The 21,810-nt window shown below is 42.7% G+C and carries 21 protein-coding genes and 1 pseudogene; 4 read left to right on the top strand and 18 right to left on the bottom strand.

The window, feature by feature from the left end; all coding sequences use genetic code 11:
* The 9 genes and pseudogenes from GZ1_RS14410 to GZ1_RS14370 all read right to left on the bottom strand — a co-directional run.
* The coding region (locus GZ1_RS14410) for an erythromycin esterase family protein (RefSeq protein WP_060788755.1) at positions 1-797 on the bottom strand (797 nt) is incomplete at its 3' end.
* A 48-nt stretch (positions 798-845) separates the two neighbouring features.
* Positions 846-1,523, bottom strand: a complete 678-nt coding sequence (locus GZ1_RS14405; RefSeq protein WP_060788754.1) for a VanZ family protein — start codon at positions 1,521-1,523, stop codon at positions 846-848.
* Positions 1,524-2,861, bottom strand: coding sequence for an ABC transporter substrate-binding protein (locus GZ1_RS14400; protein ID WP_060788753.1), 1,338 nt, complete (start codon positions 2,859-2,861; stop codon positions 1,524-1,526).
* Positions 2,862-3,307: 446 nt separating this feature from the next.
* Positions 3,308-4,459, bottom strand: a pseudogene (locus GZ1_RS14395) (IS110 family RNA-guided transposase).
* Between the two features lie 235 nt (positions 4,460-4,694).
* Entirely contained in the window at positions 4,695-5,093 is a 399-nt protein-coding gene (locus tag GZ1_RS18505) for a hypothetical protein (RefSeq protein ID WP_004889120.1), read from the bottom strand.
* A gap of 148 nt (positions 5,094-5,241) precedes the next feature.
* The gene (locus GZ1_RS14385) at positions 5,242-5,913 is read right to left on the bottom strand and encodes a response regulator transcription factor (RefSeq protein WP_060788751.1); all 672 of its coding nucleotides are present in this window, start codon (positions 5,911-5,913) and stop codon (positions 5,242-5,244) included.
* A gap of 25 nt (positions 5,914-5,938) precedes the next feature.
* Positions 5,939-8,203 (bottom strand): ATP-binding protein, encoded by a 2,265-nt coding sequence (locus tag GZ1_RS14380; protein ID WP_060788750.1) that lies wholly within the window; start codon positions 8,201-8,203, stop codon positions 5,939-5,941.
* A gap of 6 nt (positions 8,204-8,209) precedes the next feature.
* Complete coding sequence (gene comX / locus GZ1_RS14375) at positions 8,210-8,365, bottom strand: competence pheromone ComX (protein WP_020756635.1); 156 nt, start codon at positions 8,363-8,365, stop codon at positions 8,210-8,212.
* A gap of 19 nt (positions 8,366-8,384) precedes the next feature.
* Positions 8,385-9,278: a polyprenyl synthetase family protein gene (locus tag GZ1_RS14370; protein WP_060788749.1), complete on the bottom strand. Its 894-nt coding sequence runs from the start codon at positions 9,276-9,278 to the stop codon at positions 8,385-8,387.
* Between the two features lie 251 nt (positions 9,279-9,529).
* On the opposite strand from GZ1_RS14370, the gene GZ1_RS14365 reads away from it, so the two are divergent.
* The 4 genes from GZ1_RS14365 to GZ1_RS14350 are packed head-to-tail and all read left to right on the top strand — an operon-like array spanning position 9,530 to position 12,263.
* On the top strand, positions 9,530-10,222 hold the full coding sequence (locus GZ1_RS14365; RefSeq protein WP_060788748.1) for a lantibiotic protection ABC transporter ATP-binding protein: 693 nt from the start codon (positions 9,530-9,532) through the stop codon (positions 10,220-10,222).
* Positions 10,223-10,237: 15 nt separating this feature from the next.
* The gene (locus GZ1_RS14360; protein ID WP_060788747.1) at positions 10,238-10,984 is read left to right on the top strand and encodes a lantibiotic immunity ABC transporter MutE/EpiE family permease subunit; all 747 of its coding nucleotides are present in this window, start codon (positions 10,238-10,240) and stop codon (positions 10,982-10,984) included.
* A gap of 1 nt (position 10,985) precedes the next feature.
* Positions 10,986-11,774, top strand: a complete 789-nt coding sequence (locus tag GZ1_RS14355) for a lantibiotic immunity ABC transporter MutG family permease subunit (RefSeq protein ID WP_060788746.1) — start codon at positions 10,986-10,988, stop codon at positions 11,772-11,774.
* Between the two features lie 54 nt (positions 11,775-11,828).
* Positions 11,829-12,263: a NisI/SpaI family lantibiotic immunity lipoprotein gene (locus tag GZ1_RS14350; RefSeq protein ID WP_060788756.1), complete on the top strand. Its 435-nt coding sequence runs from the start codon at positions 11,829-11,831 to the stop codon at positions 12,261-12,263.
* 88 nt (positions 12,264-12,351) lie between these two features.
* Here the strand turns inward: GZ1_RS14350 and GZ1_RS14345 are convergent, their stop codons facing one another.
* The 9 genes from GZ1_RS14345 to gatB all read right to left on the bottom strand — a co-directional run.
* Positions 12,352-13,770, bottom strand: a complete 1,419-nt coding sequence (locus GZ1_RS14345) for a HAMP domain-containing sensor histidine kinase (protein WP_013144159.1) — start codon at positions 13,768-13,770, stop codon at positions 12,352-12,354.
* On the bottom strand, positions 13,757-14,455 hold the full coding sequence (locus GZ1_RS14340; RefSeq protein ID WP_060788745.1) for a response regulator transcription factor: 699 nt from the start codon (positions 14,453-14,455) through the stop codon (positions 13,757-13,759). The genes GZ1_RS14345 and GZ1_RS14340 overlap by 14 nt, the downstream gene beginning before the upstream one ends.
* A 572-nt stretch (positions 14,456-15,027) precedes the next feature.
* Positions 15,028-15,681, bottom strand: coding sequence for a heme ABC exporter ATP-binding protein CcmA (gene ccmA, locus GZ1_RS14335; protein WP_033016660.1), 654 nt, complete (start codon positions 15,679-15,681; stop codon positions 15,028-15,030).
* Between the two features lie 12 nt (positions 15,682-15,693).
* Positions 15,694-16,395, bottom strand: coding sequence for a hypothetical protein (locus GZ1_RS14330; protein WP_055357787.1), 702 nt, complete (start codon positions 16,393-16,395; stop codon positions 15,694-15,696).
* Entirely contained in the window at positions 16,392-17,132 is a 741-nt protein-coding gene (locus GZ1_RS14325) for a hypothetical protein (RefSeq protein ID WP_060788744.1), read from the bottom strand. The genes GZ1_RS14330 and GZ1_RS14325 overlap by 4 nt, the downstream gene beginning before the upstream one ends.
* Positions 17,116-17,997: an NADH dehydrogenase gene (locus GZ1_RS14320; protein WP_060788743.1), complete on the bottom strand. Its 882-nt coding sequence runs from the start codon at positions 17,995-17,997 to the stop codon at positions 17,116-17,118. Before GZ1_RS14320 ends, GZ1_RS14325 begins: the two co-directional genes overlap by 17 nt.
* A gap of 121 nt (positions 17,998-18,118) precedes the next feature.
* Complete coding sequence (locus tag GZ1_RS14315) at positions 18,119-18,508, bottom strand: hypothetical protein (RefSeq protein WP_013144153.1); 390 nt, start codon at positions 18,506-18,508, stop codon at positions 18,119-18,121.
* 649 nt (positions 18,509-19,157) lie between these two features.
* Complete coding sequence (locus GZ1_RS14310; protein ID WP_060788742.1) at positions 19,158-20,462, bottom strand: homocysteine synthase; 1,305 nt, start codon at positions 20,460-20,462, stop codon at positions 19,158-19,160.
* 175 nt (positions 20,463-20,637) lie between these two features.
* A partial coding sequence (gatB, locus tag GZ1_RS14305) for an Asp-tRNA(Asn)/Glu-tRNA(Gln) amidotransferase subunit GatB (protein ID WP_060788741.1) occupies positions 20,638-21,810 on the bottom strand: 1,173 nt, incomplete at its 5' end.

Here is a 21,810-nt window from a genome sequence, read left to right as displayed (position 1 = left end):
TGTGAGTTATGTGCCCAAATGATAAATTTTTCATTTGGGTATATTTCCTTTGCTAAAAATTCTAGGTTTTTTGCCATCAATGCATCCCGATACTCAAAAAGTTTCGAGAAACTTTTTTCTAAAGTTGCTTTCAAATAATTTAATCTATTTTCCATCGTCCGGAGGACAATTTTATAAATCTTGCTGCCCGGAAAACAATGCTGTTTGAGTTCCTCAATCAATTCCATGCCCTTACTTTCCATCTCTTCCCTTATATTTTGACGCATTGAACGCTTGATTTTCCGTTTATCGGCTGCAATCAAAACCTCGATCGCCCGCTTTTCAAAATCGACAAACTTCTGTTTGGTCGGACCCGTTAAATAAGACTCGAGGAATTCCGAAAACAAATTCTCCTTTTTTCCTTGATAAACATCCACACCCGTAAAATACAGCGGCCGCTCCTGCTTCATTTTTTTCATATAGTCAAATAATCCAAGGACAAATTCATTTTGCCACACACGCCCAATGGTACCCGCCATAAAACGTTTAGAATCAAGTTGATCAGACAGATAATCGCCGATCATACATGGTCCCAATTCGCTTTCAAAGGCAAGTACATGAAACCCCAATTCTTCATGAAGATATTTAATCAGGCTCACTTTTGCTAGACTGTATTCTTTGACGCAATGGCTGCTCTCCCCAAGGAAGACAAAGCGTTTATGTTCCAAAATCGGCTGAAGAAACTCAAAATGATAGCGGTCCATATCCCCTATATCGATACTTTGATGTTTGACTTCATTTATAAAGAAAGTGATCATTGACATCCCCCAAACAACGTTGAATTTCTGATGACTGCATGTATGCCATCAACGGTCGGGTGGCAAGCAGTGTGATCGAGAAATCAAGCTTTTCATTCGCCCTCGTAATTTGTACAGACCAAAACCGATAACGGCTCCACTCATGTTCAAAATGATATCATCAACATCGAGGCTTCTTTCACTAGGGTATTCAGCAAATTTTCCATCCATCAACGCTGTCATAAATTGAACGGATTCAATGCCGCTCGAAACCAGCAAGGCAAGGAGAAGAAACGGTTTGATACGTGCAAAATAGGGATGAATCAAAGGAACAAAGATGCCCAACGGAAGCAACAGCAAGACGTTTCCCCAAATATTCACAGGAGTGATGCTAGTTTCCAAAATCGTTTTAAACGGGATTAAATTATAATGGGGAAACGCCTGTTCCTCTGGCGGCAGCACTGGTTGGGTCATAAAGCGCCAATAAGGAATATATAAAACCGTATAATACAAAACAAAAAACAAGTAAACATAAAAGCAAGCGTGAATCACCATATTCAACCCACTCCATTGCCGCACCTTGGACACACTCCAGCATACAAACACAAAGATGGGCAATAGATTGAGACAAATATGAATGAACACAATCCAGACCGATATGCCAGGAAAATTTCCATAGACATGATCCCAAGTCTTGAGACAAGCTGCCATGACAAAAGGAATAACCGTGATGGTTTTTCGAATCATTTACTGCTTCAGCTCCTTTATTCTTTGCTTGTATTCCCTTTTTAGTTCCTTGTAACCGTCTTCGACTGAAATATTTTTATTTAGTATAATAGGAAAATATTCCCTTTCTAGTTCGTGGAAAATAGAGAGTTGTTCCAGAGTCATTGATTCTTTAATATAAGGTCCTTGTTTTCCATAATAAAATACATTTTTTACATCTATTCCTGGATATAAGTTTTCATAGGCACGAATAGTGTCTGAATCATAGTATGCAGGAAAATTTCCACCAAATGTATTTCCCTCCTTATAGATTATTGATAAAGCATAGTCCTTTCCCATAGCATATCTTATAACTTCCCAAGCCAAATGCTTTTTCTCAGATTGATTAGATAATGCGATATTATGAACTTCAATACTAGCCATTTCTGGTTTATTACTATAATAAGGAGCTGGATAAATTCTAAATTCGAACTTAGCTGGATTAAATCCTAGTCCTAGATCTGCCCTTGCTTTTTTATACAACCATTGAAGTTCGTGAGGATAAGTGATTCTCATTGCCACTTTACCTGTAAAAAAAGCTCTGTCTTCAGCCATATTACGTACTCCATATTTTTGATGCATTGTTATAAACCATTTAAACCATTTCCCCCAAGACGGATGGTTATAGATCTCTTCCTTCTCCTGAAGTGGAAGCTCAAGTGGAGTGGTTAGAAGTTGAAAGTCCATAAATAATCCTTCTTCTCCTCCAGGACCAAATGAGATAGCATAAATTTTTCTGTTATGTGGATTTAGGTTCTTCCGATTAATTTTTTCAGCTATAGATTCCAATTCTTCCCAAGATACTGTTTCTTCTGGAATAGGCACCTTCAAAGTCTTGAAAATATCAAGATTAACAACTAATAGCTTTGTAGAAAAAGTTGGGGAAAGAAAATAGTAATGTCCATTCCCAGCCTTTTTGGCAATATCTAAAACCGGACTGTATAAATTTTTAACATCTATTCCACTCTGTCCAACCATAAATGTATCCAATTCAGTTAACAGATTTTTTTTAATCAATTTTTCAAAATAAGGGGTTGGCACCCCTGCAATTAAATCAATCTCTTGGTCCTTAAGTTTTTTTTCAATAGCGCTATGTATTTTAGACCAAAGGTGCTTATAATCATGTTTAATAGTATCATCCCAAATATAATCAAGTTGAATTTTGATGCCTTTTGCTTTTTCAAACTCCTTAGCAAACACTTCATACTTATCCCAATCACTTTTTAAGAATATTGCCATTTTTACATGCTCTTCTTGCCTTGAACAAGAAACGAGAAAGAAGGTCGTGAATAATGCTAAGAAAATATAATATACTCTCATATATTTTCTCACTCCCTCTAGCAATGTTCATATATCAAGGTTTCTTGGCGTCTCAGGGGGTGTCAAAAAAATTTTTTCCGACAAAAACCCATACACACATTTTCATTATTTGTTGATATATAACCGTCTATGGTGCGCTTCGCGTTCACTTATGGATATTTTTTACTTAAGAGGGTGTATGTGTATACGTTACACCTTGGATCGCTGCGTTTCTGATGAGGACAAACCCTCCCATGTCTCTGGGCATCCTTGTGCCGACATTCCTTCGTTCGATCTCTTCATCAGGCAGAGGCCGACTAAGCTCCTATAGGGACTCAAAGTCGAATATGAAATCGTGTGCCAGCTTCTCCGTGTCATCCACCCGATTGTTCAGACCGTTCTTTTCACGAAAGGAGGCGGCTCTAGGCTGCCTAGGCTTGGAATGGAGAAAAGATATCTTGCATCATTCATTCTCCATTAAACGCTTGCTGTTTCACGCAAACCGCGTATAGAACCTTCCATAGCTTTACTGCATAACACCACGATCGATTGCTTCTTACGCAACGGGTTGACGGGGCGTGTCATATAGTACTGGTGTGAGGCCCGGAACGCTTCGTTATAGCAAATCAATGGCATCATCATCCGAAAGAGAAGGGCGCGCAGCCGTTTTCGTCCTCGCTTCGAGATTCGCTTCTGTCCTTCCGATTTCCGATAACAACTCCATGATCGTCGCCTCTCCTAGTCCCGGAATCGTTTAGAGCCGTTCGTATTCGACGGTCGTTTGCACAAGGGCCGTCAACTCTTCGGTCAAAGCAGTGATCTCTTGTTCCAATTGGCGATACTGGCGGACGAGCGTGGCGATTTCGATACGGGCCATCGGTTTCCCTTCCGTGATCCCAATCGCATAGTGTGAAACCTCTATCAGCTTTTGAATTTTCGGTTTTTGCGGACATTTGAGTCCTTCTCTTTGACGATACCGCTCCATGAACCCTTCGACCGTCTGATCAGCGACATCTACCGGAAATGGCGTGTTCTCTAATATCGCTAATGCCATTTTGCCAAACGACGGGAACACCTGTAAAAACTCAGGAAAATAGCGATCGAGCCAATGAATCATTTGATTGTAGATGATATTCCGTTCCTTGAACAGCGACTCTCGAAACGTGCTTCCTGTCCGTAATTCCGCTTTCACCTCGTGGAAAATGCGGAGATAGCTAAAGCATCCATCTTTGATTAGTCTGGCGATAACGAGGGCATCTTTGGCATCGTGCTTCGTTTGGTAAGTTGTCGTCAAGCTCTTTCGACCGTTTGACGTGCATCGGGTTGACCATCACCAATGGGATCTTTCCTCGAGGAAATAGGCGAGGTGCAACCAGTTATGCCCGGTCGGTTCAATACCGACGATGATCTCCGTCTTGCCAAATTCTCTTTTGCTTCTTCAATCGACACGTAGAATTGTTCGAATCCGATTCGCGATTGGAACACAGGAAACGGCTTTTTCAGTTCTCTTCCTCGTTCATCCACCATGCTGCGTAGTGTTTGTGTTTGGCAATATCCATTCCAATCACTAAAATTTGTTCTGTCACTTGTTCAATTTTGCGATTTTGTGTACAATTCATCTTGTAGTCTTCCTTGGTCTGATGTTGGTGTTTGGTGTACCCCTACATTTATACTAAGGGGCTTTTTTCTTTCAAGTCCCCGAAAACCTTTCTAACAGGAATGCTCCTAAAAGAAAGGGACATGATCTCAATTCATAGTAGCTAGTACTTAATCTATCTTTCTAGTCAGAGATCATGCCCCTTTATTTCCAAACTATTCATATTAAAACATAGGCTCCGCAAAAGCAAAAAATATTTAATAATAAAACTTTCCAGAGGCTGTTTGAGGAGTACTCTCGTTATATGCATTTCTTAAATATGCTTTCTTTTTCCCATTATAACCATTCAAGTCATTTCCTGTATCAATAGAACCAGCCCCATACTTCCAACTTACTTTTAAAACGGTTCCGTCTGTTGAACGAATTTGATAACCGACTCCGCAAGCACTGTTACTATAATACGGAGCTTGAGTTCCAATAAATCTTGCTTTGCCATCAAGTTCAAATGTTTGTCCGTATCCACCACCAAGATAAACCCCGTAATCAAAGTAGTTAGAGGCATAATTGTAAGTAGCAGCATCTACTAGACTTACACTTCCCATTAAGAGTGCGCAACTTAATGCTCCTCCAGCTAAAAACTTTTTGACTTTTTTCATCTTGGGTTTCTCCTCCCTTACAAATATTTTTCCTATTCAACCTGATTATACCTCCACTTTCCCCCCCTTTCACCGCCAACTTGTGTCGGAACCCCGCCATTTTTGGGCGGTGCGCACGCCAATTTTGGCGGACTAGACAAAAACGCCCTCATCCATCCGATGAGGACGTTAACAACATATAATGCTCTGGAATGAGTCCCAATTGTTTTGCTTTTTCCACCGCTTCTATCCGAGAAGATACACGCAATTTTGAAAAAATACGCGATAGCTGTCTTTCTAGGCTCCGCTGGCTCATGCAGTGCTTTCTTGCAATCTCTTTATTGCTTAAACCGTTGGCAACCTCTATCAATATATTTTGTTCAAACATGTCGAGCGCGATATGTTCCACCTCTTCTTCCATCCTAGCTTTCACTTCGAAAAGCCGCAGCTGGCGCAGTACATGCACAGGAATGACCGCCTCATCTCTTAACGCACAGCGAATCGCCGTCACTAATTGCTCGCTTGATGCGGTTTTACTGACAAAGCCTGTAATGCCTGATTCAATGAAATAATTTAAAAAAGGAACAATATCATATCCGGTATAGATGACAATTTTCGCATTTGGCTGTTTTTGGAGAATCCGCCTGCTTAATTCGATACCGCTCATATCCGGCATACGCCAATCAAGCAAAAACACATCATATGTACGTTGTTCCATCATCTGTTCCGCTTCTGTGCCAGATGTAACAAGTTCTACTTGAAAATCTTGTTCGCTCTCGAGCATATTCTTTGTCCCTTCACCAACAAGACGATGATCATCGACAACCAAAATGTGAATCATCTAGTCATTTCTCTCCTTCCTATGCTTATAATGGAATGGTGATCCGTATGTCTAGCCCCTCGCCAAGTTGTGATGTCATCTCGCATGTTCCACCTAAGCCTTGCACACGCTCTTTTATGCCAAACAAACCAAGCTTTCCATCATAATGATTTAATTTTTTCATGTCTATACCTATACCATTGTCAATATAATGAAGTTGAACTTCCTCATTTTGAACCTCCAATGTTAGTTGAATGTGCGATGCCTGCGAATGTTTCAGCGCATTGTTTAATAATTCTTGGATCATCCGATATACGGCAAGTTCTCGTTCTTCATCTAATTTGGTTGGTACATGAATATTCCACTCCACCTTGATATTTGAACGCAAATGAAATCTTCTGATTAATTCGGCTAATGCTTCTCTTAATCCGACTTGTTCCAAAAACGGCGGTCTTAATTCATGGCACGTTTCTCTTGTTACATCAATCATATCTACGATTTCTTCTTCGATATTGTTTAGCTGCTTTTTCATTTCTTCCATACGCATATTTTGAAAACGCAAACTCTCCACTTTCCGTTTTAAAACAATTAAATCTTGAAGAATCGTATCGTGCAGATCAATGGCTAACTTTCTTCTTTCCTTTTCCGACCATTGAAAGATCAAACGAGTGAGCCAAACAGAATGGCTTCTTTCCTTTAAGCTGTCTAACTCTTTGATGAAATCCTCTACTTTTAACATATTTTCAATCGTGATGCTGGCATAATAGACAATGGTGGATAGCCAATCTTTTTGTTCTGCCCGAAATGGAATGGAATGTTTCTTTTTTCCTATCAATAGTAAAGGACTTTGTCGGAATGAGCCTACAAAAACCGCAAACAAACGCTTATTTTCAATCATTTTTCCAATCGAAAGTGGTTGACCATCCATCTTTTTGATTAACTTCATCCACTCTTTTTCATCGCAATGAAAAGGGGCTTGCCTATTTTGGACCGCCAATTGTACAAAAGCCAGATTCTCTATATCTAATACTTCCCTCACTTCTTTTTCCAAGCATTGGATGACTTCTTGCATATTTCTTTGTTTTTTTAATGCTTCACCGATTCGATATATACTTTCTTGATAAAAGTTTTTTTGTACATATAACTTCGTTCTTAATGTTCGATCAAAATATCCTTTTGAATAGAGAACAAGGATATTGATTACATAAATCAGTAAAAACAACAAAGTGAGTTCAGCAAATCTCCTTGCTTCATGAACAAATTTGGCATAAAGCAATGTAACAAGAAAAGCCGGAAATAATGATAAAAGAGCATAGTATACAAAGTGATTGATGGAAAACTGCAATCGAAATAGCCGATCCGTACAAATCAAATAAAGAAAGACGGAAGGCAACACAAAAAACGAAGTAACGGTTAATTCAGCTGGTAGTACCCATTTTCCAATGATTAGAACGGGGAGATCATAAAATAAAACAAATGGTGCGGCAGATAACCCAATTGCGAAAAACACCCCTTTAACCGTATGTCGCTGTTCATCTTTTTTAAAATAAACGAATCCTTTTCCTAACAAAGCGAGAATGATGACCATGTTGATAAAAAATGTCGTCAATAGCACTTCCACTTCACTTATCGAACGAAACGATATAGACATCAGTGAAATAATAAACATCACAAAGTTAAAACCATAAAGAGAAAAGACGATTTTTTTCGCAAACCATACTTTCTTTTCTTTTTCAAAATAATGATAAACGAAATGCAAAAAGACGGCAGGCAATATGAAAAATATACCGTTAAATATTTGCCGCCCAAACGGTGCATATTTCGCTGATAAGCTGGCACTGATATAACAAATCCCTGTCAATAATAAAAAATAGATCAGCACGGTTGCCGATTTGTCATTCGGCCGCAGACGAAGCAAAAAAATGCTTAAACTAACAGCGAATAGAAAAAAACCCGCCGGCAAGGCAATATAATACAGCCATTGTTCCGTTCCATGCGATTGATAGTCAACCGTCAATGTTTGGATTTGATTTTCTCTCTGAATTGTTATTGTTTTCGCTTGTTCAATTGTTTTGTATTCCCGTACAGTAAAATGGGAGAGCGGAGGCTTTCCATCCACTTTCAGCACTTGATCATGAATATGAATACCATGTTTTTTTGCCCAACCAAACTCGTAAATATCATTAACAATAATATCACCATTCTTGTTTTCTATTACATCCATACCAATCAATGGATGCCTAACATTTAAAATGGTTAAATATAGCGCTGCAATCAAAGCAACAACCATCGCAATGACTGTTCGATTCATCTTTACCTACTTCCAATATCCAAGCAGCTCCGTCGATTCACTAAATACCTTTACAACCGCTTTTACCTCTAACTCACTTAAACCGATCAAGCTCACCGTACCATTTTGTAATTTTTCGATGACTTCTGGATGTTCTACTAAAAAGCGAATGATTTCTTGCATCGCAGATCTCCCTCCAACATTACAAAATCATTGTTTTCAGTACGGATTTGTACCTATCGTCTACATCCAGTTTCTCGATTTCTTGCAAAGCCTTTTCCTTGTAAATCTGGCTTATCACTTTAGCATAATAAAACGCTCCTTCCTGTTCCATTTGCTGAAGTGCTTTTTCTTTTTGGACATACATCCGATCGTAGTCTATATCGTTGTTGAAATACTGCTTCCACAAGTTATTTTGTTTGCTTTCTAGCATATACAAAATCGGAAGCGACTTTTTCTTTGCTTGAATATCCGCTTTTTTATCCCAGTTGTATAGCGCATCAAGATCATTGTCGATTTGTGCCGCGATGCCGATGTAGGAAGCATATGTTTCAATCGCTGCGATGTCCTCATTTCCTGCTAATAATGCTCCGATGACACAAGCCATCGCAACAAGAGAGCCTGATTTTTTCTCTACCATTTTTAAATAATCTGCCTCTGTTTGTACGTCACACCCCACATCAAGCTGTTGTCCGTGTACACTTTGCAACAAGCAAGACGTAACATATGACAGTGCCTTTAATTTTTTATTACTAGAAATCGGTACATTCGCAATCGCTTGCTGACCAAGCAGCAAGAACCCGATCGCAATATGAAGAGGAATAGCTGTATCCTCGAAACGATCTTGATCGACTATATCATCAAATAAATCCCCAGCAAGCACGATCAATTCAATAGCCGCTGCGATATATGTTGAGTGATCTCCTTGTATCGAAAACAAGTCATAATGCAAATAAGCCAACCGCCCAAACAACAAATCGCTCTCTTTCATATGTTGCTCGATTGCCAAGAGCATGTGCGCTTTCAGTTGCGGTTCCGACATAAATTGTTCCACGATTTCTTTCATTTGTTTCGCTATTTTTTCTTTTTCACTCATCCTATCGCACCTTGCACAAATATTTACAAATAATATTGGACAAATTCAATGAAATTCCTTCCTGAAAAATAAAAAGACTTGTCGAAAATTGTGACAAGTCTGGTAAAAAACATCATCCATGTGTTCTTTTCTTATAAAAACATTAGATTGAGTCATTAATATGAGAATAGCACGGATCTAACAGTCCTATTCTTGCGCTTATGCCAGTCAAGAACCGCCTAGCATGTTCCCATTATGAAAGGAGAATGAACATGGAAGAGTATATGTTAGAAACCCGTCATATAAGCAAAGCATTTGGGAAACAACTCGCGGTGGATGATGTATCCATAAAAGTCAAGAAACATACCATTTATGGATTGCTCGGGCCAAATGGAGCGGGAAAATCCACTCTTTTAAAAATGCTGACAGGGCTGTTGCGTCCCACAAAAGGGGAAATCGTCATCAACGGCCATCCTTGGAGCAGAAAAGTCCTGAAAGATATCGGCGCACTGATCGAATCCCCGGCTCTTTACGGCAATTTAACAGCCTATGAGAATTTACTCGTTCACGCCAAATTGCTTCATTTGCCCGACTCGCGAATCCAAGAAGTTTTGAACATCGTCGGCTTAGAAAATACGGGGAAAAAGAAAGCATCTCAATTTTCCCTTGGCATGAAGCAAAGGCTAGGAATTGCCAAAGCTCTTTTAGACCATCCAAAACTGCTCATTCTCGATGAACCGACAAACGGATTGGATCCATTAGGCATCCAGGACTTGCGAAAACTCATTAAATCGTTTGCCGAAAACGGGATCACCGTCATCCTATCGAGCCATATTTTGTCCGAAGTCAAACAATTAGCCGATTACATTGGCATTATTCAAAACGGGAAACTCAGGTACGAGGGGAAAATAGACGAGAGTCAAGATCTCGAAAAACTCTTCATCGATGTCGTGAACAAGCAATGAAGGAGGATGGGAGTCATGCTCAATATGTTCCAGTCAGAACACTTAAAATACAAGCGAACGTTTGCCAAAAAACTTGTATTCATCGCTCCGCTTTTCTTTGTCCTGTATGCCATGATCACCATGCCAACCATGAATTCAACGCGCCATTATTTTGAATACACGGTATTTAATTGGTGGCCGTTGATTTTTGTTCCCATTGGAACGGCCTTGACTGCTTCCCTTTCAGTGTCAAGGGAGAAAAAGTCAGGAAACGATAAAGCGTTGCGTTGTCTCGACATTAGCATTGTGCGCCTATGGTGGAGCAAAATCGCCGTCATCGCCTATTATATGTTGCTCTCCACTATCGAGCTGATCGTCCTGCTTGTTTTATTGAAATGGTTTTTGCCCAACAGCCTCTCATCCGCTACGGTCGCGGTGTTTGCCAGCTTGGTCATTTGGATGAGTTCTTTAGCCTATATCCCGATCGGATTATTTATCGCCGAGCGGTTCGGGATGGCAGCCTCGATCCTTGTCAGTGTCATCGGCCTCGCCTTAGGGGTCGTCATGGCTGCACAGCCTTACTGGCTGTTCATTCCATGGAGCTGGGGAATGAGGATGATGTGCCCGATCGTCGGGGTTCATCCGAACGGCGTTCCTTTGGAAAAAGGGAATCCGCTATTGGATCCTTCTGTCATTCCAATAGGCCTAACGATTGCCCTTGTCATGTTTCTGTTGTTATCTTTTCTAACCGCCGTTTGGTTTTCGCGAAAGGAAGTGCATTGACATGTCGTTTCTTCGCCTTCTGTCATCCGAATGGATCAAAACGAAACGCACAGCAGTTCGGATCATGGTCATCATCATACCAATCCTGTATCCGCTCTTTATGGTATGGTATTTTTCGCACTACCGACATTCCGTGTTTTGGCAGGTGAAAATCTACCAAGGTTTTTTCGAAGTGATGACCGTTTCCTTGCCGATCATCATCTCCTTGCTTACCGGACTGATGTCCTATCAAGAAGAAAAAGCAGGAAATTTCATGAACATCTTGGCCGGCCCTGTATCCAAAATCAAATGGTATGTTGGCAAACTCACGCTGCTCATCTTCATCGCATGCGCGGATATCTTGCTGGCGACGATGGTTATGCTCTTTGGAATGAAATACGTACTCAACGTCGCGCCCATTCATGATCACTTATTTTTGCAAGGAGCCCTGCTCTCCATCGTGGGCTCACTGATCCTTTTTTCCTTGCATCTGTTCATCAGCCTTGCCTTTGGAATGGGAGCATCGATTGCCATCGGGAGCGGCGGATTTCTCATTTCCGCCCTTATTGGCGCAACGTCCTTAGGCGATCATATATGGAGCTATGTTCCTTGGGCTTGGGGTGTTCGCCTCTCACAATTTCCGATTTTGATGATGCCCGAAGTAAAGCAAGCATTGGGGGCGCAGTTGTTCAATTCCTATTCGCTATCATTGTGGGAAGGAATGACCTATGCCCTTCTAAGCTTCATCATCGTGACCATCATCGGTTCAGTCTGGTTTCATCGTTGGGAAGGAAATAAACCACATGAATGAACAATCACGGTTCTCTTTCAATGTGATGTTCAAAAAGGAGGTTTCAGAGTGGCGATGAAAAACTTCCTCTTACTCCTCATGTTGGTCGGAATCCTCTTTATAGGAGGTTGTTCACTTGTCAGCGACTTAAAAAAGACAGCCACACAAAATATGGAGATCGATCGGAAATTGCCAAAATACGAGTTGAACAAAGACAATTTGCAAGAAATTCACTATCAAGGCCGAACGTACATCATTCAGGCAGCAAGAGTAGATCGACATCAACTGAACAAGCCAATCGGGAAAGTAACGGAGACGATCACCATCAATGAGCATCATCAAATTTTGAGCAAAAAAGAACTGCGAAAGATCGAAATCATTCCCGATCAAAAAGACGAAAAACGGACTCACTTAAACTTTGGCTGGGTATACAGCATCAAAGGCGTAAACCCGGACAAAGAAGTGGCTGTTACGGTGAACCACCAATTTCTCATTGCGAAAAGAAAATAAAGGCTCAGAGACTGGCAGCTAGGGAAATCGTAATCTCCTTAGCTGCCCCCATTCTCTACAGCAGCGGAAAAGCCATGAGATGGAATGATCAATCAGCCAGCTCCTGAATATAAAATTCAACGGTCGCTCCGCCTTTTTCATTGTTGTATGCCCAAATTTCGCCGCCATGATGATTGACAATTCGTTTAGCAATATACAGCCCTAATCCAACATGATGTTTATACTGCTGATCTTGGTAAAAAGGCTGGAACAACAAAGACGTATCGCTTTCTTTAAACCCCGTTCCGGTATCGGAACAGCGAAAATAGATTTTACGCTCATCCCCCTCTTTTTCATCATGCACTTCCAACTTGATTTCTCCGCTTTTGGTAAACCGCAAGCTATTGTATAAAATATTGTCCAACACTCTCATTAACATCGCTTCATCAAGGATGTAACATGATTTTTGCAAATTCACATCAAAGCAAATGTTGATCGATTTTTGATGATAAACCATTGTTGTGATCTCTCGTTTTTTCTCATCAAGGATTTGCCTTACATCCACTTCTTTTGCATTCAGTGAGAAGTGGTCATTCTCCACTTTATAGAGCAACGACAAATTATCTGTCAACATGGTCATCTTCCCACAGTTTTTGCGAATAATCTCTAAATGGGGAGTGAGATCAAAGTGGTCCAACTTTCGCAAGTCTTGAATCAAATCAATTTGTCCTTGGATGACCGTCAACGGGGTTCGGATATCATGCGCGATCGATGATACCATCATTCTCCGTTCGTCATCGGTCTTGGCTAAACGTTCCACCATTTCTTTCAGCGCACTGATCATGGTATTAAAGGAATCCTGGATTTTCATAAATTCTTTTCTTTTCAACCCTGAGACTTGAAAATCAAAATCCCCGCTTGCAATGTGATCAGAAGCCTGAAGCAGCAACCTGACATTATGAAACAATGATTTGTACAGCCTTGATGTAAAGAAAATCAAATAGACAATAAAAAAGATCAACGGAGAAATAAGGAGCAAAGCATAAATCAACACGGCTCCGAAGCGATGTTGATTGTTAATGATAAACCCGAAAGGCGCTTTCAACACATACACCGCCTGAATGGCGTTATCATGTTGAACGGGAATGAACCGATACACATAGCTTCCTTTTACAATCTCACGGTTGATCACTTTGCTCATATCCACTTGACCGTCTACAATTCCGCGATCGCCATACAGATGCTTGCCGCTGATGTCTACAACTTCTCCTTTTATCTTTTCGCTGTAACGATGGATGGGAATGAGTCTCCCCTTGAAAATAGCTTCTTCGTTTTCTTTCACCTTTTTCTCAATCAAATCCAAATCTTTCACGAAATAATTGGTCGGTTTCACCACATGGTTGGTGGTTAATGTCATAATCAAATAGATGATGCATATATAAGTAAAGGCCGAAGTAATCGCCGTTGCCAGCACAACTTTCACAACTAACAAATAAAAATCTCGTTTAATCGTTTTATTGTTTTTCATCGGTCACATCCCATTTATAACCGAGCCCATATAATGTTTGAATATAAGAGGTGTCTGGATCGACGGCCTTGATTTTCTTTCGAATATTTTTAATGCTTTCTGTAACAGTGTCTAACTGGCTGTCGGAGTCAATCCCCCATACTCGTTCAAAGATTCTTTCTTTGGAGAAAACAACCTTTTTATTGAGCATCAACAACTTAACAATCTCATATTCTTTTTTTGTTAACGGTAATTTCTTTCCTTTACAAAAGACTTCGTTAGCCAAAAGATCAATCGTCATATTTTTAGAACTCAAAAGATATCTCTCGTTCGAACGAATCCGTTCCTCCCTTCTTAAATGGCAATCAATTCTCGCCTTTAACTCCTTTAAGCTGAATGGTTTAGTGATGTAATCATCTCCACCGATCGCCAAAGCTTGAACCTTATCTTCCTCCAGCGTTTTAGCACTAACAAATACAATAGGGTAATCAACCCGATCACGAATGATTGTACACAGCTCCATTCCGTCAATTCCTTCCATCATGATATCCAACACAATCAAATCAAAATCGTCGTTTATCATCTTCAACGCTTCTACACCGCTGTGGACCGTTTCTACCTGATAATGATGAAGCTCCAAATATTGCTTGATTGTGCAGCAAATATCTTCATCATCATCAACAAGCAAAATCTTCTTTTTGTTCATGTTTTGATCCCCCCATACAGTTGAATAACAAACTGATTTCATCCCCTATATCCTGAATCTCATGTCACCGATGCCTTGTTGATAGAGACATTTTCACATTCAAAATAGATTAAAATCATAAGATTTTTCTAATGTTTCGGTATGTACCTTTTGGAGAAGATCGTACCGAACTCTCTCAAAGCATGTCATGCTCTCTGTTGAAGGAAGAAATCAGCAAATCGGGCTATTTTGGTGCATGTGAAAACACGGGAACCCCCCACTTGCCTATAATGAATCCTTCCCATGATAGTGGGAGTGCACAAGAGGCGGTGTCGACTAAACAGATAGCATCTTTGTCTTTTCATGACAGCGCGTTCGAAAGCAGAGGGATGAGGGAATTCGAATTTGGCTTCAGGAAGAAAGAATAGCTGCACTGAAGCTCCCTGCACCTAAGGAGGATGCAGGGAGCTATTTTGGTTCACTCCATAATCCCATCTTTTGATTGTCCCATGAACACGGAAGCGGCACCTTCGCACAGTTGGTTGTTCAAGATGGCCACCCCCTCGCGAATTTCGACATTACACACATGACAGTCATTCTGCCGTAATATGGGTCATACCCGTAATCACCCCTTCATTCATCGAATATACTTCATGGCATAATGACTGAATGTCCACCTTGTTGTGAGACGTCAACAAAATAGTGCAGCCTCTTTTGTTTTCCTCGCGAATAATTTGGTACACTTGGTCCACCGATTTTTCATCCAACGCATTCATTGGTTCGTCGAGCAGCATCAGCTGCGGCTTCTCCATGATGCACTGTGCAATGGCCAGTCTTTGTCTCATTCCAAGAGAGTACGCTTTCACCGGCCTTTTATCATGCGGATCCAACCCCACTCGCTCGATTGCCTCTTTTACCTCGCGCTCGCCGATTTTGTTTTGAATCATGGCTAAAAAATGCAAATTATCGAATCCTGAGTATTGTTCAAGGAAACCTGGTTTTTCCAACAAAACAGAAATATCGCTCGGAAAGGATACATCTTGGTGCAACGTCTGGCCGAATACCGCCACCGTGCCGCTGGACGGCTTCACAAGTCCGCTGATGACTCGGAATAACATCGTTTTTCCCGATCCGTTCGGCCCGACGAACCCATAAATCTTGCCTCTCTCCAACTCTAAGTTGATATTGCGCAAAACTTCCCTTGATTTGATTGTTTTGGAAACATTGGATAAGACGATCGCCTTCATATCGAAAACCTCCTAGATATAATCCGCATGCTTCACTCTCTTTATCGTCCAATACCCGAACACAACGATCGACAAGAGCTCCACCATCAACGCCGACCAGAACATCGAGCTGCTCCGCACGAGATCCGCCATGCTGTAGTACAAAGGAATAAAAGGCGTTGGCATCTTCACACCCACAAAAAACAAAGCGAGAATGACAACATTCGCCAAGTGATAGGTTGCATACACGTTCAACAACATCCACACGCTGGCGTGCCAATACAAATTCACGGCGATGCTAACAAACATGAGCACGAGCGAACGGTCAAACGAAAACGCCATATGCGACACAAAGAGGCCGAAGCCGCCAGTGATCAAAAACGACGACAAGACATATCCCACTGTAAACAGAACTCCTGCCAACAATCTAGCCATTGTATACGACGTCGTATCCCTCAACAAAATGAACAGTTTATGTTCAAAATATTGATCCCGCTTTTTCCAAACGATTTGGAGCAACACCACATAGCCGAAGCAAATCATCAGCCAATACATCCAATTCGAGGTCGTCACCGCTCCGAATAAGCGGGCGAACAACTCCGATAGGTGTTGGGAGGAAAACGCCTCTGACCAGCTGCACATCAAAGTGCCCAACAGCGGGAACAGGAGGCAGGTGATGACAATTCTTTTGATATCCATTTTGATCAAGGTAAACTCCAAATCCATCGGTTTCATAACAGATCATCCTGAACATAATAGTTTTTTCGGCTTGACGAAAGGCAAATGAGATAGACTAACAGCAGCAGCACCACAATGAGAACGAGGATGGTCCAAACAGGAGCCGCCTGTTCACTTATGTAAAACAAATAAGGGAGCATATGCACCGTGAACATATCCAATACAGCCAGTATGATGACGGCAGCGAAGGCGAAAAAGCGGTTCCCCCCAAAATCAATGAATGCGACAAACAACAATCCGTATATCGCGGTGACGAAAAAATACATAACAAGAAAATAGAGAAACGAACTTTTATCCTCACTATGCGGCACGTACAAAAAAGCCGCATGGGCGTTTGGCATATGGGGGTAGATGAGGAATTTCACAAACATTGTACATAATCCTCCTGCTACAGCAACCCAAAGGGACACGCCCCCCGCCAAAACGACGACCAACAACGCTTTATGCAGCCCGATTTGTCCCCGGGTGCGGTATCGTCTTAAAATCACCCACGCGTTCGTTTGAAGTGTTGAACCTAAAAGAAATAAAAAAACAGGCAGATGAAAAAACTCATACCGATAGAGCAAGATAAAATCTTTAAGGCTGTGCCATTTCCCCACTACCACCATTCCTAGCGGCAAGATGCTCACCACCATCAACAGAGCCATGACGCCCAAAATCATTCGGATAACGGTGCGATGCAACAGCAAATCTTGCCAAACAAAAAAAACAATCTGTCTAGAGAACATCTTCACTCTTCTTCACTCCATATGAAAATACCCCTACCGCGATCAACAATTGGAGGATAAACACGATGACGATTTTCCAATAGGACAATCCTTCCACTGGTTGTGAAGGGATTAAAAAATTAAACGGATCCCAGGCCAATTGGTTGGTAATGGTCAGCGCTGCCCAACAAACCATATAAATGATTTGTGGCATCAACGTGATCAAATACCGATTTTTCAAGAATAAAGAAAAGGCTAAACCGAGACAAACGTAGCCACCGGCAAACAACCCGCCAATGACATAATACGCGAGAACATACCAATAAGGGGAGATCTCCAATAAAGGAGAAAAAATGCTTTTCTTTTCCCCTTCAAATGAATTGTCCGGCAACGGCAACGTGCCATGGACCAATTGCCGATAAGCCTGGGAAAAGCTCGAATAATCCCAATGGTTCGTCAAAAGATTCACCAGCACAACTCCCAGCACAAGAGGAAGAAGGAATAAGAAGAAAGCGCTGATATAGGAAAACACAAATTTCCTTCGAAAATAGACTCCCCTTCCCATCCGTGTCAATTGATAATGAATATTTCCGCTCTTTCGCTCACGATCAATCGAATCTACCAATGGAATGGACAACAATAGTGGAAAAAGGAAGTAATATAAAGAAGAGAGTACGTTAAATCGGAAGCCTCCTAGACCAACCCATTCAAGGTGAGGCGATGCCAAGGCGGAAACATTAGGATTGTGGTGGTAAATTCGTTCAAACAGCTCCACATTTTCACGGTAATCTTTCACCCCCAACACGACAGCGCCAATGACGAGCAACAACAGGCAAGCTGCGCTGATATAAAAGTTCTTATTTTTCAGAAGTTTAAGCAATTCCATATACATACAATCATCTCCTAATTCTTCTGTTTAAGGACGGTCTTCTTCATTGAAATTGAAGAAGACCGTCCCTGACGAAGAAAACCTCTCTCTTGTCCAAGTTGACTGAACATATCTATAAAATCGATCAATTGTCGGGGTAAAATTTGCCTGCGATATCAACTGTAACGTAAGTGAAGGATGCATTTTCCGCCACTAATGAAACTTTTTTGCCAACAGCGCTTTGGTCGACAGTGAAATAACGCGTGTCATTATCGGTTACATTCAGCGCGGTTGGCGACACTTTCGTGGAGCCTTGCTGAATCCACATATTCGCTTTATAATCGCTCCCAACAACCGAATTTTCCACTTTGCTTTTACTGTTTGTCGCTTTATTGGCGCTTGCTAATTCTGTATCGGCTTGAAAACGAGGGAGAACCCCCGCATACGTCACATAAGATGCGGCGCTGACTCCCCCTACCACAATGAATGTGGTAGAAGCAAGCAAAGCAGCAACCATTTTACGTTTTTTCTTCATGATTCGATCCCCTCTCCCTTAATATATTTTAAAATAGGCTCTTCACCACAAAGTGTACTTGACAAAGAAAGACGATTATGATAGAGAAAATCAAAACAGCATTTTTCCTTTTTATACCACACGTCTCTTTGAGCAACATTGCTATCATGTTTGTCTTTAAAAGTCAAGTACATCTTTTGGTGATGAACCTTAAAATACAGGACCGGTCCCATGGGATATTATAACAAAAAAAAAAAAAAAGAAGTAAATACGAAAAATTAAAACAAAATGGGTGCATCACTGTAACCTTGAATCGGTGATCAAGACGGGTTCACGCCCCCACAAGAAAATTTGATCAATCAACCAAATATTACATCTCGGTTCTTCACCTAATAGGTGAACATTCGAAATAGAGTAGAGGCCTCTGCATAATTGAGAGTTTCCCGGCATTTCGGGTACACTTCTATCACGGATTCAGGTGGAACGTACTTGACAAGCGAGGATAGTCTGGAGTCTCCGTGTCCGGAAAATCTGATGTACTGATTTTCCCTTGCAAGTGCAGAGAAGGCGTGTTCTGAGATAGCTTTGCTCTGCAAATCAAAAAAGAGCGCCCTAGTTTGTCGATTAGGGCGCTCTTTCTATTTTCTAAATGGTTCTCGCTTCGTTGCTTCTACTTCACCCCCACCGTCTGGCTTTGACGAATGGCTTGGCGCAAGTCGTCCAAAATGTCGTCGATCGCTTCCGTGCCGACGGACAGACGCACAAGGCCCGGGGTGACGCCGGCGGACAGCTGTTCGTCCGGGCTCAGCTGCTCGTGCGTTGTGCTGGCCGGGTGGATGATGAGCGATTTCGAATCGCCGATGTTGGCCAAATGGGAGAACAGCTTAACCGAGTCGATCAGTTTTTTCCCGGCTTCGACGCCGCCTTTGATTTCAAACGTAACGATCGCACCTTGCCCGTTTGACAAATACTTTTTCGCGAGTTCATGTGACGGATGGCTCGGAAGCCCTGGATAGCTGACGGATTCGACGGCTTCTTCCTCTTCCAAAAACTTAGCAACAGCGAGCGCATTTTCGCTATGACGCTGCATCCGCAAATGGAGCGTCTCCAGCCCTTGCAGCAGCAAAAACGCGTTAAACGGCGACAGCGCCGCTCCTAAGTCGCGCAAGAGCTGAATGCGTGCTTTCGTGATGTACGCCGCTTCGCCGACGGCATCCACATACACCAAACCATGATAACTCGGATCAGGTTCGGTGAACTCCGGGAACTTGCCGCTCCCTTTCCAGTCAAACTTGCCGCTGTCCACAATCACACCGCCGATCGAATTGCCGTGCCCGCCGATGAACTTCGTCGCTGAGTGGACGACGATATCGGCGCCGAATTCAATCGGCCGCAATAAGTATGGACTGGCCACCGTGTTGTCGACGATGAGCGGAATGGCATGGCGATGGGCGATGTCGGCGACCGCTTCAATGTCAAGCACATCGTTTTTCGGGTTGCCGATCGTTTCCGCAAACAACGCTTTCGTTTTGTCGGTGATGGCCTTCTCAAAGTTTTCCGGGTCAGACGGATCGACAAACTTCACCGTAATGCCGAACTTGCGCAGCGTATGGGCGAACAAGTTGTACGTTCCGCCGTAAATGGACGACGACGAGACGATTTCATCGCCCGCCGAGGCGATGTTGATGATCGAATAAAACACCGCCGCCTGCCCCGATGACAGCGCAAGCGCTCCAATGCCGCCTTCAAGCGCCGCGATCCGTTTTTCGAACACGTCGTTCGTCGGGTTCATAATGCGAGTGTAAATGTATCCTTCCTCTTTCAAGCCAAATAAATTGGCTGCGTGCTCGCTGTCGCGGAATACATACGAGCTTGTTTGGTAAATCGGCACCGCCCGCGCGCCCGTTTCCGCATCCGGTTTTTGCCCGGCGTGGATGGCGAGCGTCTCCGGGCGGAAGGTTTGTTTATTGCTCATCGTTTCCTCTCCCCTTTTTGACCCTTCGAGATTTCATATCCTACTAAATCAATTGGTTTTTTCTTATAAAAAATCTATCATTCGATCACAACGTTTGTCAATTGTATTTTTTTAATAGTGCAAAAATTTTTATTGAAAACAGAGCCTGCCGGTGGGCAGGCCTCCTATTGTTTCATTATCGTTTTCCAATTTCCTCTACTAACAGCTTATTGACAAGCGGCGGATTCGCTTGTCCTTTCGTCGCTTTCATCACTTGGCCGACAAGGAAGCCGAGCGCGCGGTCTTTGCCGTTTTTATAGTCTTCGACCGACTGCGGGTTGGCGTCGAGCACTTCGAGCACAATTTTGCGCAACGCTCCTTCGTCGGAAATTTGCACGAGCCCTTTTTCTTTGACGATTTTCTCTGGGTCGCCGCCGTGTTCGACGAGTTCTTTGAACACTTTTTTCGCGATTTTCGACGAAATCGTGCCGTTTTGGATGAGTTTGATCATCCCAGCCAAACTTTCCGGCGTCAACGCGATGTCATGGAGCTCTTTTTGCTCGGCGTTTAAGTACCCGGATACTTCGACCATGAGCCAGTTCGACGCCAGTTTCGGATCGGCGCCGTTTGCGACCGTTGCTTCGAAGAAATCCGCCATTTCTTTGGTCAGCGTCAGCACTTTGGCGTCGTATTCCGGCAAGCCCCACTCTTCGACATACCGCTTCCGGCGGGCGTCCGGCAGCTCCGGAATCGAGGCGCGGACGCGCTCTTTCCATTCGTCGTCAATATAGAGCATCACCAAGTCCGGCTCTGGGAAGTAGCGGTAGTCTTCCGAACCTTCTTTGACGCGCATGAGGATGGTCGTTTTTGTCGCTTCGTCAAAGCGCCGCGTTTCTTGGCGGATGACGCCGCCTGAAAGCAAAATTTTCTCCTGCCGCTTCGCCTCATACTCGAGCCCCATGCGGACGAAGTTGAACGAGTTTAAGTTTTTCAACTCCGTTTTCGTGCCGAATTGGTCCGATCCGATCGGGCGGAGCGAAATGTTGGCATCGCAGCGGAGCGATCCTTCTTCCATTTTGCAGTCGGAGACGCCCGTGTATTGGATGATCGCCTTTAATTTTTCCAAGTAGGCGTACGCCTCTTCCGGCGAGCGGATGTCTGGTTCCGAGACGATCTCGATGAGCGGCGTCCCTTGGCGGTTAAAATCCACGAGCGAATAGCCGTCGCCCGTATGCGTCAGCTTGCCGGCGTCTTCTTCCAAGTGAATGCGGGTGATGCCGATTTTTTTCTTTTTCCCGTTCACTTCGATTTCGATCCAGCCGTTTTTGCCAAGCGGCTGGTCGTATTGCGAAATTTGGTACGCTTTCGG

Source organism: Geobacillus zalihae NBRC 101842, assembly GCF_001544135.1.
GTDB classification, from domain to species: domain Bacteria; phylum Bacillota; class Bacilli; order Bacillales; family Anoxybacillaceae; genus Geobacillus; species Geobacillus zalihae.
Note: the sequence above shows the minus strand (reverse complement) of the source record. Positions and strands in the feature narration are given on the sequence as shown.

What these genes read in the sequence shown, in the direction of transcription:
- GZ1_RS14405 (WP_060788754.1), bottom strand. Translation starts at nt 1,523, where the DNA reads ATGATTCGAAAAACCATCACGGTTATTCCTTTTGTCATGGCAGCTTGT.
- GZ1_RS14400 (WP_060788753.1), bottom strand. Translation starts at nt 2,861, where the DNA reads ATGAGAGTATATTATATTTTCTTAGCATTATTCACGACCTTCTTTCTC.
- GZ1_RS18505 (WP_004889120.1), bottom strand. Translation starts at nt 5,093, where the DNA reads ATGAAAAAAGTCAAAAAGTTTTTAGCTGGAGGAGCATTAAGTTGCGCA.
- GZ1_RS14385 (WP_060788751.1), bottom strand. Translation starts at nt 5,913, where the DNA reads ATGATTCACATTTTGGTTGTCGATGATCATCGTCTTGTTGGTGAAGGG.
- GZ1_RS14380 (WP_060788750.1), bottom strand. Translation starts at nt 8,203, where the DNA reads ATGAATCGAACAGTCATTGCGATGGTTGTTGCTTTGATTGCAGCGCTA.
- comX (WP_020756635.1), bottom strand. Translation starts at nt 8,365, where the DNA reads ATGCAAGAAATCATTCGCTTTTTAGTAGAACATCCAGAAGTCATCGAA.
- GZ1_RS14370 (WP_060788749.1), bottom strand. Translation starts at nt 9,278, where the DNA reads ATGAGTGAAAAAGAAAAAATAGCGAAACAAATGAAAGAAATCGTGGAA.
- GZ1_RS14365 (WP_060788748.1), top strand. Translation starts at nt 9,530, where the DNA reads ATGGAAGAGTATATGTTAGAAACCCGTCATATAAGCAAAGCATTTGGG.
- GZ1_RS14360 (WP_060788747.1), top strand. Translation starts at nt 10,238, where the DNA reads ATGCTCAATATGTTCCAGTCAGAACACTTAAAATACAAGCGAACGTTT.
- GZ1_RS14355 (WP_060788746.1), top strand. Translation starts at nt 10,986, where the DNA reads ATGTCGTTTCTTCGCCTTCTGTCATCCGAATGGATCAAAACGAAACGC.
- GZ1_RS14350 (WP_060788756.1), top strand. Translation starts at nt 11,829, where the DNA reads ATGAAAAACTTCCTCTTACTCCTCATGTTGGTCGGAATCCTCTTTATA.
- GZ1_RS14345 (WP_013144159.1), bottom strand. Translation starts at nt 13,770, where the DNA reads ATGAAAAACAATAAAACGATTAAACGAGATTTTTATTTGTTAGTTGTG.
- GZ1_RS14340 (WP_060788745.1), bottom strand. Translation starts at nt 14,455, where the DNA reads ATGAACAAAAAGAAGATTTTGCTTGTTGATGATGATGAAGATATTTGC.
- ccmA (WP_033016660.1), bottom strand. Translation starts at nt 15,681, where the DNA reads ATGAAGGCGATCGTCTTATCCAATGTTTCCAAAACAATCAAATCAAGG.
- GZ1_RS14330 (WP_055357787.1), bottom strand. Translation starts at nt 16,395, where the DNA reads ATGAAACCGATGGATTTGGAGTTTACCTTGATCAAAATGGATATCAAA.
- GZ1_RS14320 (WP_060788743.1), bottom strand. Translation starts at nt 17,997, where the DNA reads ATGTATATGGAATTGCTTAAACTTCTGAAAAATAAGAACTTTTATATC.
- GZ1_RS14315 (WP_013144153.1), bottom strand. Translation starts at nt 18,508, where the DNA reads ATGAAGAAAAAACGTAAAATGGTTGCTGCTTTGCTTGCTTCTACCACA.
- GZ1_RS14310 (WP_060788742.1), bottom strand. Translation starts at nt 20,462, where the DNA reads ATGAGCAATAAACAAACCTTCCGCCCGGAGACGCTCGCCATCCACGCC.